We start from the raw sequence: 17,230 nt of genomic DNA, 5'->3' as shown, positions 1-17,230 counted from the left end.
AGGGGCATTTCACCGAGCATCAATTCGCCAATGCCATGTGAATTTCTCGTTGCAGTGCAACATCGAACGCAAATCGTCCGCTGCACGCACCAGCGGTTTCTGCATCGAGGAAAAAGCCTGCGCCCATAGTCGTTTACGTCCAGCGGCGGATGGCGATCGAACGCATGGATCGATCCAAACGGGACCTGAGAATTTGCGCAGCGCACTATTTTATTCAGGATGAAATATCTAGATAAATTAGCTAGTTAGATGATCGCCGGTAGCTTTAGATCGAGTTAAAAAATTGGTTGACAACGTTGTCAGCGCCCTCGGAGAATCAAGCACGTCATACCACTGCAACGACGACGGAACGCGCGCGGTGGGGCCATGCCCGCGCAGATCGCGGTCGCCGGAGTAAGCAGGGCCAGAACGAATCAACGGAAGCGAAAGACACCAACGCGGGCCCAGGCCGGCGCGGTGGCGTTCGCTTCGAGAAAAACGACATCCCCCAGTGCGGGAGCGAGCGCGCGAGCGCGCGTTTCCGTGCCGTTTCCTCTCCCAGGAGCAAAGAAGTGAATCACCGGATCAGCGCACTTTCCATGGCCATCATGGCCGGCCTGCTCGCCACGGGCAGCGCGATGGCGCAGGACGCGGCTACCCCCGCGCCCGCCACGAGCACCCCGGCGAAGCCTGCCGCCGCGGCGCCCGCCCAGACCGATGCACAGAACGCCGCGAGCCTCGAAGGCATCACCGTCACCGGTATCCGCGCGAGCTTGCAGAAGTCGCTCGACCTGAAGCGGAACTCCGATTCCATCGTCGACGCCATCTCGGCCGAAGACGTGGGCAAGTTCCCGGATACCAACGTGGCCGAATCGCTGTCGCACCTTCCGGGCATCAGCGTGGACCGCAACTTCGGCGAAGGCGACAAGGTCAGCATCCTCGGCACGGATCCGGCGCTGAACCGCCTGCTGCTGAACGGCCAGACGCTCGCCTCCACCAACTGGACCTCTGATCCGAACAATCCGGACAGCCGCTCCTTCGACTACAGCCTGCTGACCTCCGAAATCATCGGCAATGCGCAGGTGTACAAGACCCCGCAGGCGAACATCGACGAAGGTTCGATCGGCGGCACCGTCATCGTGAACACGCGTCGTCCGCTGGACCTCAAGGCCAACACGCTGACCGGCACGGTGAGCTACGGCTACAACGACCGCGCGGACACCGGCAAGCCGAACGCGTCGGTGCTCTACAGCTGGAAGAACAAGGACAACACCTTCGGTGTGCTCGGTTCGCTGATGCACTCCGACCGCATCATCGATCGCCAGGGCACCGAGATCTTCGGCTACCAGCGCGCGAACGATCCGACTGACACGAACCCCAACCACCAGTTCGCCCCGGGCGTCGTGCCGGCGGACCAGCAGCCGGTGTACCCGACCGCGATCAACACTGCGTGGTTCCAGCAGCGCCGCAAGCGCGACGGCGTGTCCACCGGCCTGCAGTGGAAGCCGAACGACAGCTTCGAGCTGAACTTCACCGGCCTCTATGTGACCGAGAAGTTCGACAACTACAACCAGAGCCGCTACGGCGACTGGTCGAGCTCCGCGCCGTATGCCACGTCGGCGAGCGTCAACAACGGCGTGATCACCGGCGCGTCGTACGGTCCGGAAGCGCCGACCTATCTCGACGGCTACGAGCGCGAGTCGAAGGTCAATACCGGTACGGCGCAGTTGCGCGCGGATTGGTATGGCGACGGTTGGCGCGCCTCCAGCCAGATCGGCTACACCGGCTCGACCGGTGGCTCGGAGGGCATCTGGAATGCTCAGGTGAAGAGCCTCGGCGGCTACGACTGGAATCTCGCCGGCGAGCATCCGCAGATCAATTACCACTTCCCGGACAACCCGTCGCAGGCGGTGCTCAACGGCGTGGGCTTCAGCCGGGCGCCCACCTATGATCGCGAGCGCTACTTTCAGGCCGACTTCTCGCACGATGTCACCTGGGGCCCGCTCAACCAGATCGAAGTGGGCGTGAAGGCCACCAACCATTACAACGGTCAGGACGCCTACGCCGCGCGCTTCCCGTCGCTCGCCGACATGGGGCTGGCGGGTAACACCCTGGCCGACTTCGCCGGCGGCCAGACCCCGGACGGCTTCCTCGGTGGCCTGAACGCCACGCCGAGCATGGCCAACTGGACCACCATCAGCAAGGGCGGGCTGAAGGACAGCGTGAACGCGCTCGTCGACCAGTACGGCGCGCCGATCGATCCGAAGGCCACCTACGCCATCCAGGAACAGAACCGCGCGTTCTACATCCAGGGCGATTTCGCAGGTGACAACTACCGCGGCAACCTGGGCGTGCGCTACTTCCGCACGCGCGACACGGTGGACGGTTACAACTCGGTGGGCACCGACACCTACGCGCCGGTGAACAAGCGCAGCGCGTACCACAACTGGCTGCCGTCGCTGAACATCGCGTACGACGTGGCGCAGGACCTGACCTTGCGCTTCGCTTACGCGCAGACGATCGCCCGTCCGCGCTACCAGCAGATGACCCCGTACGTGGCGCTCGACGACCGGAGCCTCACCGGCTCGCGCGGCAATACGGACCTGGGCCCGTACAAGTCGACCAACTACGACTTCTCGGCCGAGTGGTACTTCTCCGAGAACAGCGTGCTGGCTGCGGAACTGTTCTTCCGCCGCATCTCCGGCTACATCCTCAACACCCAGGTGCTGGAAACCCAGTACAACCTGACCAACCAGCGCGACGACGTGTACCAGATGCAGGTGCCGGTCAACGCGGGCGTGGCCAAGGTCAAGGGCGCGTCGATCAGCTACCAGCAGAATTTCGGTCTGGGCTTCGGCATGCTGGCGAACTACACGTACTCGGACGCGGACACCAGCAACGACTTCCCGCTGCCGTACAACTCGAAGAACTCGTTCAACCTGTCGCCGTTCTTCGAGCAGGGCCCGTGGAGCGCGCGCGTGACCTACAGCTGGCGCTCGTCGTACTTCACTTCGATCGCGGCGCTGCAGTCTCAGCAGATCACGGGTATCTTCAGGGAACTCGACGCTTCCGTCGGCTACCAGATCAACGACCACATGCGCATCTCGCTTGACGGCACCAACCTGCTCGACGAGACCTACCAGGTCTACGACGATCGCCCGAGCCAGCCGCTCTATTCGTACAAGAACGGCCGTACGTACACGCTGTCGCTGGGCTTCAAGCTGTGATGCGCCGCGCGTCGCTGGCACTGGCGTTCTGGCTTGCCGCCGGAGCGGCCAGCGCCAGCCCGCCGGGGGAGAAAGACCTTTCCTCCGGCTGGCGCTTCCGTCTCGCGCAAGGGACGGAAGCGGGCGCGCACGCCGAACTGAAGGACTGGCTCCCGGCACAGGTGCCGGGGGTCGTCCAGACCGACCTCCTGGCGCTGAAGCGGATCGAGGATCCGTTCTGGCGCGACAACGAGGCCGGCCTGCAATGGATCGGTCTTTCCGACTGGGATTACCGCCTGGACTTCGACGTGGATGCGGCCACCCTGGCGCGCGGCCACGTCGATCTCGTTTTCGACGGCCTCGACACGTTCGCCGAGGTTTCGCTCAACGGCAAGAAGATGCTGGTGGCGGACAACATGTTCCGCCAGTGGCGCGTGCCGGTGAAGGGCAATCTGCGCAAGGGCACCAACACGCTGGACGTGCATCTGCAGTCGCCCATCGCGCGCCTGCTGCCCTGGCTCATGAAGCAGCCGTACTCGCTGCCGGGCGAATTCGATTCCGCCTTCGGCGACGAGCCCAAGGGCAAGCAAACCTCCAATTACGTGCGCAAGGCCAATTACCAGTACGGTTGGGATTGGGGCCCGCGCTACGTCACCCTCGGCATCTGGCGCCCGGTGCGCCTGGAAAGCTGGGACACGACCCGGCTGGCGGACTTCCACGTGGCCCAGAGCCATGTGGATGCCGACAGCGCCAGCCTCGACGCACAGTTCGACCTCCGCGCGGACAAGGGCGGCCCGGTCACGCTCAAGATCGACTGGACCGCGCCCGACGGCACCCGCGGCCACGAGGAGCACGAGGCGACCCTCGCCAAGGGCGAGAATCACGTGTCGCTGCCCGTGTCGATCGCGCACCCGCAACGCTGGTGGCCGGTCGGTTACGGCGAGCCGAACCTCTACCGGTTCCACGCCGAAGTCACCGCCGACGGTGCCACCGTCGCCAGCGTGGACCGCGAGACGGGCCTGCGCACGGTGGAACTGCGCCGCGAGAGGGACCAGTGGGGCAGGGGCTTCGCCTTCGTCGTAAACGGCGTGCCCATCTTCGCCAAGGGCGCCAACCTCATTCCGTTCGACAGTTTCCCAACGCGCGTGACGCCGCAGCGCATGGAGGCGATCCTTCATTCCGCGAAGGACGCCAACATGAACATGCTGCGCATGTGGGGCGGCGGCACCTACCAGGACGATGCGTTCTACGCGGCCGCCGACCGGCTCGGCATCATGATCTGGCAGGACTTCATGTATGGCGGTGCCATCACGCCCTACGACCCGGCCTTCCGCGAGAACGCGCGCATCGAGGCGGTTGAGCAGGTCACGCGCCTGCGCGACCATCCGTCCATCGTGTTGTGGGCCGGTAACAACGAAGTGCAGACCGGCTGGGACGACTGGCCGGACCGCCAGGACTTCCGCAAGTTCGTCAACGCGGACGAAGTGAAGCGCATCGACGACGGCATGCGCGAGCTCTTCGGCAAGACCCTGCGCAAGGTCGTCAACGACCTCTCCCCGCAGGTGCCGTACTGGGCCAGTTCGCCCAGCACCGACTACGACGGGCCCGCCAACGTCGAGAGCGACGGCGACTTCCACTACTGGAAGGTGTGGTCGGGTTCGGAGCCTATCTCGCACTACCTGGACGTGACGCCCCGCTTCCAGTCGGAATATGGCTTGCAGTCGTTCCCGGTGATGGCGACCATCAAGGCCTTCGCGTCCGAAGGCGACATGCAGCCCGAATCGAAGGTGATGCGTGCGCACCAGAAGTTCGCCAACGGCGACGGCAACCAGCGCCTGCTGCTGTACATCCGTCAGGAGTACGGCGAGCCGAAGGACTTCCCGTCCTTCGTGTACCTGAGCCAGGTGATGCAGGCCGAAGGCATCGAGCTTGCTGCCGAACACCTTCGCAGCGCGCGCCCGCGCAGCATGGGCTCGCTCTACTGGCAGTTGAACGACGTGTGGCCCGGCGCCTCGTGGGCCAGCGTGGATTACTTCAATCGCTGGAAGGCGCTGCAGTTCCATGCGAAGCGCTTCTACGCGCCGGTGGACGTGGTGCCCCTGCGCCGCGACGGCACGACCGAGGTCTTCGCCGTCTCCGATCGCACCGCCGACTTCGCCGCTACCCTCCGCACCCGTGTGTACGACATGGGCGGCAAGCTGCTGCGCGAGTCCAGCCAACCGGTGAACGCGAAAGCGCTGTCGAGCACCAAGGTGACGACCGTAGCCGACGCAGCGCTTCTGAAGGGTGCCGATTCGCGCAAGACCGTGGTGTCGTTCGACCTGCTGGAGCAGGGCAAGGTCGTGGCGCATCACCTGCTGTACTTCGGCGCCGCCCGCACGCTGGCCCTGCCGAAGCCGGAGCTTTCCAGCCGCCTTCGCCAGGGCGCGAACGGCTATGTCCTCACCGTATCGGCAAAGCGTCTTGCCCGCGCTGTCTGGGTGGATACCGGCGATCTCGACGTGCGCCTCGACAACAACGCGTTCGACCTGTTACCGGGCGAAAAGGTCGACATCGCCATCGATGGCAAGGTCGACATCGATACGCTCCGCCGCACTTTGACGTTACGCTCGCTCGTCGACGCCCTGAAGGAGACCACGCCGTGAATCCGAACCGACGCAACCTCATGAAGTGGCTTTCGCTGGTGCCGACCGCGGCCGTGCTGGGCACTGGCGGCATGGCCGCCATGGCGGCCCCGCGCTTTCCGAGCAAGCGTCCGCCCGTGGGCAAACGCAAGTTCACCAGCGAAGCGGTCGAAGCGCTGATCGCGAAGACGAAAAAGAAGATCAAGGATCCCGAACTCGCCTGGCTGTTCGAAAACTGCTTCCCGAACACGCTCGACACCACAGTGGAAGTGGGACGTCTGGACGGTTACGAGGACACCTTCGTCGTTACCGGCGACATCGACGCGATGTGGCTGCGCGATTCATCGGCCCAGGTGTGGCCTTACCTGCCTCTCGTCACCAAGGACGAAGCGCTGCGCAAGCTCTTCCGCGGCCTCATCCGCCGGCAGGCGCGCTGCATCTCGATCGACCCTTACGCCAACGCGTTCCTTCCCGATCCCAAGGGCAGGAGCAAGCTCGACTGGGCCCAGGCGGACCTCCCCATGCTGCCCGGCGTGGGTGAGCGCAAATGGGAGATCGACTCGCTGTGCTACCCCGTTCGGCTGGCCTACGGCTACTGGAAGGCCACCGGCGATCGCGAACCGTTCGACGACGCCTGGCGTGCTGCCACGCGGCGTATCCTGGAGACGTTCCGCGAGCAGCAGCGCAAGGACGGCCACGGTCCATACCGTTTCCTGCGCACCTCGCCGAAGCCCACGGAAAGCCAGTTCCTCGACGGTTACGGCCAGCCCACGCGCCCGGTGGGCATGATCCATGCCATGTTCCGTCCCTCGGACGACGCGACGGTGTACGCGTTCAACATTCCGGGCAACCTGTTCGCCGTGGTGACGCTGCGCCGCCTGGCGGAGATGCACACGGCGCTGTACGGCGACCAGGCGTTCGCGAACGAATGCAAGGCCACCGCCGACGAGGTTGCCGCCGCGGTGGAGAAGTTCGGCACCATCCCGGACGCGGCCGGCGACTACTGGGCCTACGAAGTCGACGGTTACGGCAATCGCCTGTTCATGGACGACGCCAACGTGCCGAGCCTGCTCTCCCTGCCGTATCTGGAGTGCACGCCCCACGATGCGCGCTATGCCCGCACCCGCGCGAAGGTGTGGAGCCTGGACAACCCGTATTTCTTCAAGGGCAGCGCGGGCGAAGGCGTCGGCGGCCCCCATGAGGGCCTGCGCATGATCTGGCCCATGTCCATCATGATGAAGGCCTTCACCACGGACGACACCGCGGAGATTCGCCAGTGCCTGCACTGGTTGAAAACCACCCACGCAGGCACCGGCTTCATGCACGAGGCCTTCGACCAGGACGACCCGAAGCAGTTCACGCGCTCGTGGTTCGCCTGGGCCAACACGTTGTTCGGCGAACTGGTGGTCCACCTCGCCGACAAACATCCCGATACTTTGTAACTGGAGCAGTCATGGTTACCCGTCGACGTTTTCTGCAAGGGATGGCCGCCGTCACGGCCTTCGGTCAGCTCGGCTCCCTCACCGCGCTGGCCGATGGCGTGCAGGAAGGCCTCAAGACGCCCGCACCCGGCGGCGGCACCGCCGGGGCGGGTGTCCTGCGTTACGTCGACGTTTTCGTCGGCACGGGCGGCCACGGTCACACCTACCCGGGTGCGACGCGGCCTTTCGGCATGGTGCAGCTCAGCCCCGATACGTACAACGCGCAATGGGACGGCTCGTCCGGTTATCACCAGGGCGACGGTTCGATCATGGGCTTCTCGCACACCCATCTGTCCGGCACCGGCGCCGCCGATATGCTGGACTTCCTGGTCATGCCCTCGATGGGCCCGGTGCTGCTCCAGCCGGGCGACCGCGACTACGACGGCGTGAACTACGTGTCGCGCTTCGACGCGCAGAAGGTCAGCGGCGACAAGGCGCCGAAGGGCTACAAGACCGGTGTGAAGGGCTACCGCTCGCACTACACCGGCGAGCAGGCCCATCCCGGTTACTACCGCGCCAAGCTCACGCGTTTCGACATCCTCGCCGAGCTGACCGCCACGCTGCGCGCAGGCATGCATCGCTACACCTTCGGCAAGGACGGCGACGCGCACCTGCTCATCGACCTCACGCACGGTTTCGCCGATGCGATGGACAAGCCGGCAAAGGTCACCGACGCCGAACTCACCCTGGTGGGCAACGACACGCTCGTGGGTGGCCGTCGTGTGTGGCAGTGGGCCAGCGGCCGCGTCATCTACTTCGCGATGAAGGTCTCGCGGCCCATCGCAAGCGCCACCTTCTATTCCGAAGACAAGGCGCTGCCGAAGGGCAGCATCACGGCCAAGGGCGATCACCTGAAGGCCGCGCTGCATTTCGACAAGGCCTCGTCGGAGCCGCTCCTGGTGAAGGTGGGCATCTCCGGCGTCGACATCGACGGCGCCATGCGCAACCTCGACGGCGAGATGCCGGCCTGGGACTTCGACGGCATCCGTGCCTCGGCGGAAGCCGAGTGGGAGCGCGAGCTGTCGAAGATCCGTATCGACTCCGGTTCGGACAAGATCAAGCGCACGTTCTACAGCGCGCTGTATCACACGATGCTGGCGCCCACGGTGTTCAGCGACATCGACGGCCGTTATCGCGGCATGGACAAGGCGGTGCACACGCTGCCGGAAGGCCGGCACAACTACAGCACCTACTCGCTGTGGGATACCTATCGCGCCGAGCATCCGCTGCTCACGCTCTACCAGTCCGACCGCGTGCCCGACCTCGTGGACGGCATCGTGCGCAATGCCGTGGAAAGCCCCAGCGGGGCACCCGTATGGCCGCTGCAAGGTATCGAGACGGTCTGCATGATCGGCTACCACTCGGCCGTGGTGGTGGCCGAGGCGCAGGCGAAGGGTTTCAAGGGCATCGACTATGCGAAGGCCTGGCCGGTCTTCCGCCGCCGCGCCCTGCAGGACGATTACTTCGGGCTTCCTTACTACCGCAAGCTGGGCTTCATTCCGAGCGACAAGGAAGGGGAGGCCGTGAGCAAAACGCTCGAATACGCGTACGACGACTGGGCAGTGGCGCATATGGCCAATGCACTGGGTCACGGCGACGATGCCTCGGCGCTGCTGAAGCAGTCGAAGAATTACGCCAACGTGTTCGACAAGCAGACGCAGTTCGTGCGTCCGCGCGCGGCGGACGGTACCTGGATCGAACCGTTCGATCCGGTGTCCATCGGCCATTCGAACCGCTGGCGCGATTTCACGGAATCCAACGCCTGGCAGGCCACGTTCCTGAATCAGCACGACCTGTATAACTACATGGCGCTGTTCGGCGGGGAGCAGGCTTTCGAGAAGAAGCTGGACGGCCTCTTCAACGCCGAGCCCGTCCTGCCGGACAATGCGCCGCCGGATATCGCGGGCCTTGTGGGCCAGTACGCGTTCGGCAACGAGCCCGGGCACCATGTGCCCTATCTCTACGCGTACACGGGCTCGCATCACAAGACGCAGGCGCGCGTGCGCATGCTGCTGGAGACGATGTACCTGCCCGAACCCGACGGGCTTGCCGGCAACGAGGACTGCGGCCAGATGAGCGCCTGGTACGTCATGAGCGCCATGGGCCTCTACGCGGTCGATCCGGTGAGCACGAACTATGTGTTCGGAAGCCCGATCCTCGATCGCGCCGAGGTGCAGGTGGGCGAGGGCCGCACGCTGGTCGTGGAGACGAAGGAGAACGGGCCGGGCCGCGCTTACATCCAGTCGGTCACGTGGAACGGCAAGCCCTGGACGAAGAGCTGGATTCCGCACAAGGAACTCGTGGCCGGCGGCACGCTGAGTTTCGTGATGGGCGACACGCCGAACGAGAACTTCGGCAAGGCCCTGGCGGACCGTCCACCGTCGTTCGGCGAACCGGCCAAGGCCTGAGCCGCATTCACAATCGATAGACCCCCATGACGACAATCTCCCCTCGCCGGGAGGTTCCGGCGGGTATGGGGGGCTCGATATGTCGTATGTGGGACGGATGTATTTTCGGATGTACCTGCCCGCCGGCCTTGCGCTGGCGGCCGGTACCGTCGCCGCCGCCGCGTTGAAGGCCGTGCAGCCGGCGCAGGGCGACCTGGCCATCCTGTCGCTGTATTCGAACCTGCCCGCATGGGCTTTTGCCGGTGGCATCGTCCTGGCGCTGGCGATCGCAGCGATCCAGACGGTCCGGTTACGGTTGTGGGATCGTGGCGCCCTTCCCGGCTGCTACGTCTGCGGGTGCCTGCTTGCCCCGCCGCGCGCGGCAAGGCGTGGGCTGGGGATGGCGCGTCGGTGCCTGGGCTGCGGGAAACTCCATGGCGTGAACCACCACCGTCTGATGCCCCGGGTGGTGCCTCTGGCGGTGGCCGTGAAGGAGACCGGCCCGGTCAGGAGCGTACGTTCGTCACCGTGATGCGATGACCGAGGCGCTCGAACAGCGCGCGCAGCGCTTCGGCGTCTTCCACGGTGGTGTTTTCCTCGAGAGACAGCCACAGGGTGTCGCCCGAGAGGCCGTGGATCTTCTCGTTGAACTCGATCTCGATGGCGACCTTACCGCCGGGCTGGACCACCGACACGGCGAAATTTCGTTGCTGCACGCCTGCAATTCCCTGGTGAACGTTCGAGTGACTGGAGCGGCATTCTAGCCGGCCGCGCAGGAAAGTGCTGTCCCAAGCCTGGAAACGGGGTGAAGACCGGCGTCAGCTGTCGCCCCGGCCGCCGATGTGGCCGAGGGGCGTGGCGACGTCTTCCAGGGAGCGGCGTTCCGCCGCGATGCCGAGCCACCAGGCCGCGGCGGCCCCGACGAGCATGAGCGACGCGCCCAGGACATAGCCGCCGCCGATGGCGCCGCGTTCTCCGGTGCCGATGAGCGTCCCGAAAAGCCACGGGCCGGCGACCCCGCCGAGCGCCGTGCCGAATGCATAGAACAACGCAATGGCAAGGGCGCGCAGCTCAAGCGGGAAGCTCTCGCTCACGGTCAGGTAGGCGGAACTGGCCGCGGCGGAGGCGAAGAAGAACACGAGGCTCCAGGCGAGCGTCTGCGTGCGGGCATCCAGATGTCCATGCACGAAGAGCCACGCGGTGGCGAACAGCAGCAGACCCGAGAGGGCATAGGTGGCCGCGATCATCGGCCGCCGTCCCACTGTGTCGAACAGCCGCCCGAGCAGGAGCGGTCCGAGGAAATTGCCCGCGGCGAAGGGCAGCAGATACAGCCCGACCGCGGCATCGGCCACCCCATAGAAGCGACCCAGCACCAGCGCATAGGTAAAGAAGATGGCGTTGTAGAAGAAGGCCTGCGTCGCCATGAGTACCACGCCCAGCAGGGTGCGTTTCGGGTAGGTACGGAAGAGGGTGACTGCCACGTCGCTAAGCGACAGGCCGCGCGGCCGCAGGCGAAGACGGGGGAGGGCGGTGTCCGGGGGAGGCGCCTGGAGGCGCGTCTCGATGTCCGCCACGATGGCCTCGGCTTCCTCGACCCGCCCGTGCAACATGAGCCAGCGCGGGCTTTCGGGGATCCAGCGGCGCAGGAACAGGATGCCCAGGCCAAGCACGGCCCCGAGGCCGAACGTAAGCCGCCAGCCGATCTCCGGCGGCAGCCACCCGCTGTCGAGCAGCAGCACGGCCCCGAGCGCACCCGCGGCGGCGCCCAGCCAGAAGCTGCCGTTGATCACGAGGTCCGTGTGCCCGCGGTAGCGCGCCGGGATCAGCTCCTGGATCGCCGAGTTGATGGCCGCGTATTCGCCCCCGATGCCCGCGCCCGTCAACAGGCGGAAGAGCGCGAACGTGGCGAAGTCGGGAGACAGTGCGGTAGCGGCCGTGGCGCTGAGATAAAGGCCGAGGGTGACGGTGAATAGCTTCTTTCGTCCCAGGCGGTCGGTGAGCCAGCCGAAAAACAGGGCGCCCGCCACGGCGCCGACAAGATAAAGACTGCCGGCAAGCCCCACCTGCATGTCGCTGAGGCGCAGCACGGGGCTGGACTTCAGGGCACCGGCAATGGCGCCCGTGACAGTGACTTCGAGTCCGTCGAGCACCCAGGTGATGCCGAGCGCCGTGGCGACGAGGGTGTGGAAACGTCCCCAGCGCAGTCGATCGAGCCTTGCGGGGACATCGGTTTCGACGAGTTCGTTCATCGGCCCGAGCCTAGAGGCCCGCGCGAGCAGGTTCCGTCAACGCGGGGCGATCAACGCGGCACGCGGTACCCGCCCGGCACGCCCTCCGCCGAAAGGGTGAGTTGCCAGAGCTGGTCGCGCCGGCTTCGGAAGACGCCCGCCGAACAGCCGAGATAGAAGTGCCACATGCGGCGGAACCGTTCGTCATAGCTCGCCGAGAGGCGCGGCCACGCGGCGTCGAAGTTGTCGCGCCATGCCATCAGCGTACGGTCGTAGTCCGCGCCGAAGTTGTGCCAGTCCTCGACCACGAAGAGGCCCTCCAGCGCCGCGGCCACCTGGCTCATGGCGGGAATGACCGAGTTGGGAAAAATGTACTTCTCGATCCACGGGTCCGGCCTGCCGGGCGCCGCGTTGCTGCCGATGCTGTGAAGCACGACCAGGCCGCCGGGTTGCAGGCAGCGCCGCGCCACCTCGAACCAGCTGCGGTAGTTCTTTCCCCCGACATGCTCGAACATGCCCACGGAAAGGATGGCGTCGAAGCGCTCGTCGAGCTCGTGGTAGTCCTGAAGGCGAATCTCGATGGGCAGACCCTGGCACAGGTCCTGCGCGAAGGCCGACTGTTCGCGCGAAATGGTGACGCCCACACCGCTGACACCGTAACGCTCCGCGGCGAACTTCAGCGCCTCGCCCCAGCCGCAGCCGATGTCGAGGATGCGCTGGCCGGGCTTCAACCGGAGCTTGCGACAGATGAGGTCGAGCTTGGCTTCCTGGGCATCGTCGAGGTTCTGCGCCTGCGCCCAGTAGCCGCACGAATACACCAGTCGCTTGCCGAGCATGGCCTCGAACAGGTCATTGCCCAGGTCGTAATGCTGGCGGCCCACCTCCCAGGCGTGCTCGCCGCGCTGCATGTTGAGAAACCGGGCCTTCAAGTGCGCGATCAACGTGTCGAGCGTGCGCAGCGATTCGTCCAGGTGCGACGACAGAACCTTGGTGAAGAAGCCGGGCATGTCGACCACGTCCCACCAGCCGTCCATGTAGGACTCGCCGAGTCCCAGCGAGCCATGCGCGAAAACGCGGGCGTAGGTGCGTTCGTCGTGGATGACGAGATCGGTGGGGCGGCTGCCGCCGATGGTGACGCCGGCGTGTTCCAGCAGTTCCTGTGCGCGGGCCTTGAGGGAAGAAGAATCGTGGCTCATCGAGTAAAGATTCCTTGTGATCCTCAGAAGTGCCGCAGTACCCCGCGAGTGATCGCCAGGCCGGCGATCGTCATGGCGATGGACCCGGCCAGGTTGACCGATACGTGCGCCGCGAACCAGGCGTACTGCTGACGCAGCAGCAATGCGGAGGCTTCGGCGGAGAAGGTGGAGAACGTGGTCAGGCCGCCGAGGAACCCGGTGGCGACGAGCAGGCGCACCTCGACCGGCAGCGTCTGGAAATGGTCGAACACCCCGAGGGCCACGCCCATCAGCAGACCGCCCGTCAGGTTGGCCGCAAGGGTGCCGAGGGGAAGCGTCGGGAAGAGTGGATTGAAGGCGACCGCCAGCCACCAGCGAAGCCAGCAACCCAGCATGCCGCCCACGCCGACGGCCAGGAACCCGGTGTAGCCCACGATACCCCCACGAACGATCGATGGAACGATTATGCCCCCGCTGCCCGTCCGACGGCGAGCGCCATACCCTGCGGCTATACTGGCCGACCCTCCCACGGCCCAGCCGCGCCATGTCGCTCGCGACCCGCGACCCGCGTCGCCATCTTCCCCTGTTGCTCGCGGCCCTGTCGATGATCGGGCCGTTCTCGATCGATGCGATCTTCCCGGGCTTTCCGGACATTGGCCGCGACTTCGCGGTGGGCGACGTGGCCCTGCAGCAACTGCTCAGCGTGTATCTGCTGGCATACGCGGCGATGAGCCTGTTCCATGGGGCGCTGTCCGATGCGTATGGGCGTAAGCCGGTCATCGTGATCGCCATGGCCATCTACACGATGGCTTCCGTGGGCGCCGCGCTTGCCCCCAGTTTCGCCTTCCTGCTCGGTTGCCGCGTGCTGCAGGGGCTCTGCGGCGGCGCGGGCATCGTGGTGGGGCGCGCCGTCGTCCGCGACACGATGCACGGCGAGGAGGCCCAGCGGATGATGTCGAAGGTGATGATGATCTTCGGTATCGCGCCCGCCATCGCGCCCATCGTGGGCGCCTGGCTGCTGGGGATCGATGGCTGGCGTGGCATCTTCTGGGCCCTGTCGGGCTTCACCCTGGCGCTCACGCTCGGCGTTTCATGGTTCCTCGTGGAGTCGCATCCGGCGGAGAGGCGCACGGTGTTTCGGCCGCGTCCGCTGCTGGCGGGTTACATGCGCATCGGCCGCGACCTGCCGTTCTGGCCGTTGGCGATTTCCAGTTCGGTCAATTTTTCCGGCCTGTTCCTCTACATCGCTTCGGCTCCGCAGGTGATCCGCCATCATCTTCGCCTCGGCGCCGACGGATTTCCCTGGTTGTTCGTGCCTGTCGTGACGGGCATGGTTGCCGGAGCGTTCATTTCGGGCCGGGTGGCCGGGAGGGTGAGTGCCGCGCGGACGGTGAGCTGGGGCTATATGGCCATGTTGTCGTCGTGCGCGATCAGCCTGGTGCTTTCGCTGACGCTGGATACGCCGCGCGTGCCCTGGTCCACGCTGCCGCTGGCCCTCTACGGTTGCGGCGTGCAACTCGCGTTCCCAACGCTCACCCTGCTGCTGCTCGACCGTTTCCCGGAACAGCGCGGCGGTGTGTCCTCGGTGCAGGCTTTCTTCAGTCTGCTGATGACCTCGCTGGTGGCCGGCGTGCTGTCGCCGGCGCTGTCCGGCAGCATGCTCACCCTGGCCGTCGGGGCCACCGCGATGTGCTCGGTCGGACTCGGCGGATGGATCTGGTACGTGAGGCTGGAACGTCGCCGTCTGGCTGCGGCGACAGCTTGCCCGGCGGCAAGTGTCGTGTCGCAGATCGAGGGCAACGAACCGGGCTGAAGTTGCATGCAAAGTACGGCGTCTTTCCTGCAACTCACAGATTTCTTTCGCTTATCGTGTTTTGCCCCGAGAGGACGATCGTCGCTACACTCCGCCTGCGCAGGGCGTAGTGGTCCCACATGGAAGATCATCGCGAATGGAGTTCGCCATGCCGTCGTTCGTCTCGAGGTGCATGCTTGTCTTCGCGATCTGGGCCGTCGCGGGTTGTGGACTCGCACGGCCCCCTCCGTCGGCGCCCGGCGCAGAACGTGTCGGTGCGCCATTGGCGTCAGGCGAAGGGCACATCGCCGGTGCGGGAGAAGAGGCGGCCTCGCAATTGAACGCCTGGTACCAGCGGCGCGACCACGACTGCGGCGGGCCCACACTCCCCGCGTTCCTCTGCAGTGGCGTGACCTTGCGTGGGACCATGACGAGCGCGACCTTTCTTCCTTGGGATCCCAGCCCCGGCGCCGTGGCAAAAGGGGGTATCTCGTTTTCCTGGTTCCGGATCGACGCGAACATCCCGAATACCTTCACCCCCAACGGCTTCATCTTCTACCCCTCCGCCTATGCGCCCGTGGGAAGCGCCACGATCGAGGTTCTTTGTGCGTTTCCCTTCGATGGCTATACGTCCGAGCGGCCCCTGCAAGGTTGCGGGATGTGGCCCAACTTCCCTCGCAGCGCGCCGTGCCAGGACTTGGCTATCCATACGGCGGAAGAGTGGCTGACGAACTACTTCACGCCGGGCCATTCACGGCATTCGCACCAATGTGGCTGGGATGTCCGGGTCGGGAGCCCTGATACCGCCGACCGCTTCGAGCAGAACATACGCGCTCGCGCAGGGTTGCAAGCGGAACAGTGGCAGTTCACCGAGGAAAACATCCTGAGGACGTGGGCTGCGGGCCTCGGCGCGACACTGCCCATCCATTCGTTCTTCTACCGCGCAGGCAACGCGGGGGCGCTGAATAATGCGCGTTACGACCAGGAACGCTATTTCAACCATTATGGGAAAGTATTGCCTGTCCTTGCGTTGAGCCTGCCTACCTCGCAGGAAGGCACGGCCTTGGTCACGTATAGCGCAAGCGACCAGAAAATCCCGTTGCCCGAGCGCGTCACCGGTACCCAGCCACGGGTGTTGGAAGCGTCCGGCGACAACGGAAAGCTGTTGCGGATCGACGACTTCTATGGGCGCGACGACGTGACTGTGCGGGTGCCCCGGTATCTCGGCATGGCGATGGGACAGACGGTAGGTATCCGCTGGCAGGCGGCAGTCGCATACGCAGCTTCCAGGGCCGTCGCGGCAGTGGGCGCCATGGATTTCAGCGTGCCGCGGATGGAGGTCGTCGATGCCATCGGCCGCACGGTGCCGATCACGTTCTACGTCAAGAGCGGCGAGAATCCGGAGGAGGTTTCCGCGCGTCTCGATCTGGCTATCGAGGCGCAGCCGTTCGATTTGCCTGCGCCGACGATCGACGCAACCGCCACCAAGGTGTCGTTCACCTTCACCGGCATCCAGCCGGGGACCCATACGCTGCGCATGCGATGGGCCGGTGTCGCGGTGCGCGACACGCCTGTACAGCAAGTGATCGGGAGCGGCGAGCAGACGTTCACGGTGCCCGCGGCGTGGGTGGATGAAAACCGCGGGCGTACCGTGCTGATCAGCGTCGCAGTCGGCAACAATGCAGGCGGTCGCTACATGTTTTCCCGCGTGCTTCGCTTCCATGTGCCGGGCGAGGAGGTGGGCAATCTCCGGCCACGGGTGCTGGAAGCCTCCGGAAACAACGGACTGCTGCTGCGGATAGACGACTTCTACCGGCGCGACGACGTCACCGTGCGCGTGCCCGAGTACCCCGGCATGGCGCCGGGCCAGGAAGTGGGCATTCGCTGGGTCGGAGCGGTCGCGTATACGGATACCAAGCCGGTCGCGATGGTGGGTCCGACAGATTTCAGCGTGCCTCGTGTGGAGGTCATCGACAACATCGGCAGCACGGTGCCGGTCACGTTCTTTGTCAGGCGCGGTACGAATCCCGAGGAGGAATCGGCCAGCCTCGACCTGGCTATCGAGGCCCAGCCATTCGACTTGCCGGCGCCGGCGATCGATGCGACCCATACCGTGGTGTCCTTCACATTCGCTGGCCTCCTGCCGGGAACGCACACGCTGAGCATGCGCTGGGCCGGCGTCGCGGTGCGCGACACGCCCGTACAGCAGGTGACGCACGGCGGTGCTCAGACGTTCGATGTGCCCGCGGCATGGGTGGCCGAAAACTCGGGACGCACGGTTTTCATCAATGTCGCCGTCGGCACCAATGCGGGTGGTCGATACATGTTCTCCCGCGTGCTTCGGCTGTCGCTGTAACT

Annotated in this window: 11 protein-coding genes; 7 read left to right on the top strand and 4 right to left on the bottom strand. The window is 65.4% G+C overall.

Annotated elements, in window-relative coordinates; translation table 11 throughout:
- Positions 1–587: 587 nt before the first annotated feature.
- The 5 genes from HBF26_RS11175 (at position 588) to HBF26_RS11155 (ending at position 10,209) form a co-directional block, all read left to right on the top strand.
- Positions 588–3,206: a TonB-dependent receptor gene (locus HBF26_RS11175; protein ID WP_240151315.1), complete on the top strand. Its 2,619-nt coding sequence runs from the start codon at positions 588–590 to the stop codon at positions 3,204–3,206.
- Entirely contained in the window at positions 3,206–5,830 is a 2,625-nt protein-coding gene (locus HBF26_RS11170; protein ID WP_167126034.1) for a beta-mannosidase, read from the top strand. The genes HBF26_RS11175 and HBF26_RS11170 overlap by 1 nt, the downstream gene beginning before the upstream one ends.
- Positions 5,831–5,850: 20 nt before the next feature.
- Complete coding sequence (locus tag HBF26_RS11165; protein WP_167126545.1) at positions 5,851–7,251, top strand: glycoside hydrolase family 125 protein; 1,401 nt, start codon at positions 5,851–5,853, stop codon at positions 7,249–7,251.
- 11 nt (positions 7,252–7,262) lie between these two features.
- Complete coding sequence (locus HBF26_RS11160) at positions 7,263–9,698, top strand: GH92 family glycosyl hydrolase (RefSeq protein ID WP_167126031.1); 2,436 nt, start codon at positions 7,263–7,265, stop codon at positions 9,696–9,698.
- A 109-nt stretch (positions 9,699–9,807) separates the two neighbouring features.
- Positions 9,808–10,209 (top strand): hypothetical protein, encoded by a 402-nt coding sequence (locus HBF26_RS11155; protein ID WP_167126028.1) that lies wholly within the window; start codon positions 9,808–9,810, stop codon positions 10,207–10,209.
- On the opposite strand, the gene HBF26_RS11150 is transcribed toward HBF26_RS11155, so the two are convergent.
- From HBF26_RS11150 to crcB, 4 genes are all read right to left on the bottom strand, one after another.
- Positions 10,184–10,393, bottom strand: a complete 210-nt coding sequence (locus tag HBF26_RS11150) for a hypothetical protein (RefSeq protein WP_167126025.1) — start codon at positions 10,391–10,393, stop codon at positions 10,184–10,186. The two genes, HBF26_RS11155 and HBF26_RS11150, sit on opposite strands and share 26 nt — an antisense overlap.
- Before the next feature lie 102 nt (positions 10,394–10,495).
- Positions 10,496–11,926, bottom strand: a complete 1,431-nt coding sequence (locus HBF26_RS11145; RefSeq protein WP_167126022.1) for an MFS transporter — start codon at positions 11,924–11,926, stop codon at positions 10,496–10,498.
- 50 nt (positions 11,927–11,976) lie between these two features.
- Positions 11,977–13,101, bottom strand: coding sequence for a cyclopropane fatty acyl phospholipid synthase (gene cfa, locus HBF26_RS11140; RefSeq protein ID WP_167126019.1), 1,125 nt, complete (start codon positions 13,099–13,101; stop codon positions 11,977–11,979).
- Between the two features lie 23 nt (positions 13,102–13,124).
- Positions 13,125–13,514, bottom strand: a complete 390-nt coding sequence (gene crcB, locus HBF26_RS11135) for a fluoride efflux transporter CrcB (protein WP_167126016.1) — start codon at positions 13,512–13,514, stop codon at positions 13,125–13,127.
- Between the two features lie 110 nt (positions 13,515–13,624).
- On the opposite strand from crcB, the gene HBF26_RS11130 reads away from it, so the two are divergent.
- Together HBF26_RS11130 and HBF26_RS11125 are read left to right on the top strand one after the other, a co-directional pair.
- Positions 13,625–14,893: a multidrug effflux MFS transporter gene (locus HBF26_RS11130; RefSeq protein WP_167126013.1), complete on the top strand. Its 1,269-nt coding sequence runs from the start codon at positions 13,625–13,627 to the stop codon at positions 14,891–14,893.
- Positions 14,856–17,228, top strand: a complete 2,373-nt coding sequence (locus tag HBF26_RS11125; protein WP_167126010.1) for a hypothetical protein — start codon at positions 14,856–14,858, stop codon at positions 17,226–17,228. The genes HBF26_RS11130 and HBF26_RS11125 overlap by 38 nt, the downstream gene beginning before the upstream one ends.
- Positions 17,229–17,230 lie beyond the last annotated feature (2 nt).

It is taken from the genome of Luteibacter jiangsuensis, assembly GCF_011742555.1.
In the GTDB taxonomy this organism is placed as follows: domain Bacteria; phylum Pseudomonadota; class Gammaproteobacteria; order Xanthomonadales; family Rhodanobacteraceae; genus Luteibacter; species Luteibacter jiangsuensis.
This window is presented reverse-complemented; position numbering and strand designations above follow the sequence as displayed.

What these genes read in the sequence shown, in the direction of transcription:
- HBF26_RS11175 (WP_240151315.1), top strand. Translation starts at nt 588, where the DNA reads ATGGCCGGCCTGCTCGCCACGGGCAGCGCGATGGCGCAGGACGCGGCT.
- HBF26_RS11170 (WP_167126034.1), top strand. Translation starts at nt 3,206, where the DNA reads ATGCGCCGCGCGTCGCTGGCACTGGCGTTCTGGCTTGCCGCCGGAGCG.
- HBF26_RS11165 (WP_167126545.1), top strand. Translation starts at nt 5,851, where the DNA reads ATGAAGTGGCTTTCGCTGGTGCCGACCGCGGCCGTGCTGGGCACTGGC.
- HBF26_RS11160 (WP_167126031.1), top strand. Translation starts at nt 7,263, where the DNA reads ATGGTTACCCGTCGACGTTTTCTGCAAGGGATGGCCGCCGTCACGGCC.
- HBF26_RS11155 (WP_167126028.1), top strand. Translation starts at nt 9,808, where the DNA reads ATGTACCTGCCCGCCGGCCTTGCGCTGGCGGCCGGTACCGTCGCCGCC.
- HBF26_RS11145 (WP_167126022.1), bottom strand. Translation starts at nt 11,926, where the DNA reads ATGAACGAACTCGTCGAAACCGATGTCCCCGCAAGGCTCGATCGACTG.
- cfa (WP_167126019.1), bottom strand. Translation starts at nt 13,101, where the DNA reads ATGAGCCACGATTCTTCTTCCCTCAAGGCCCGCGCACAGGAACTGCTG.
- HBF26_RS11130 (WP_167126013.1), top strand. Translation starts at nt 13,625, where the DNA reads ATGTCGCTCGCGACCCGCGACCCGCGTCGCCATCTTCCCCTGTTGCTC.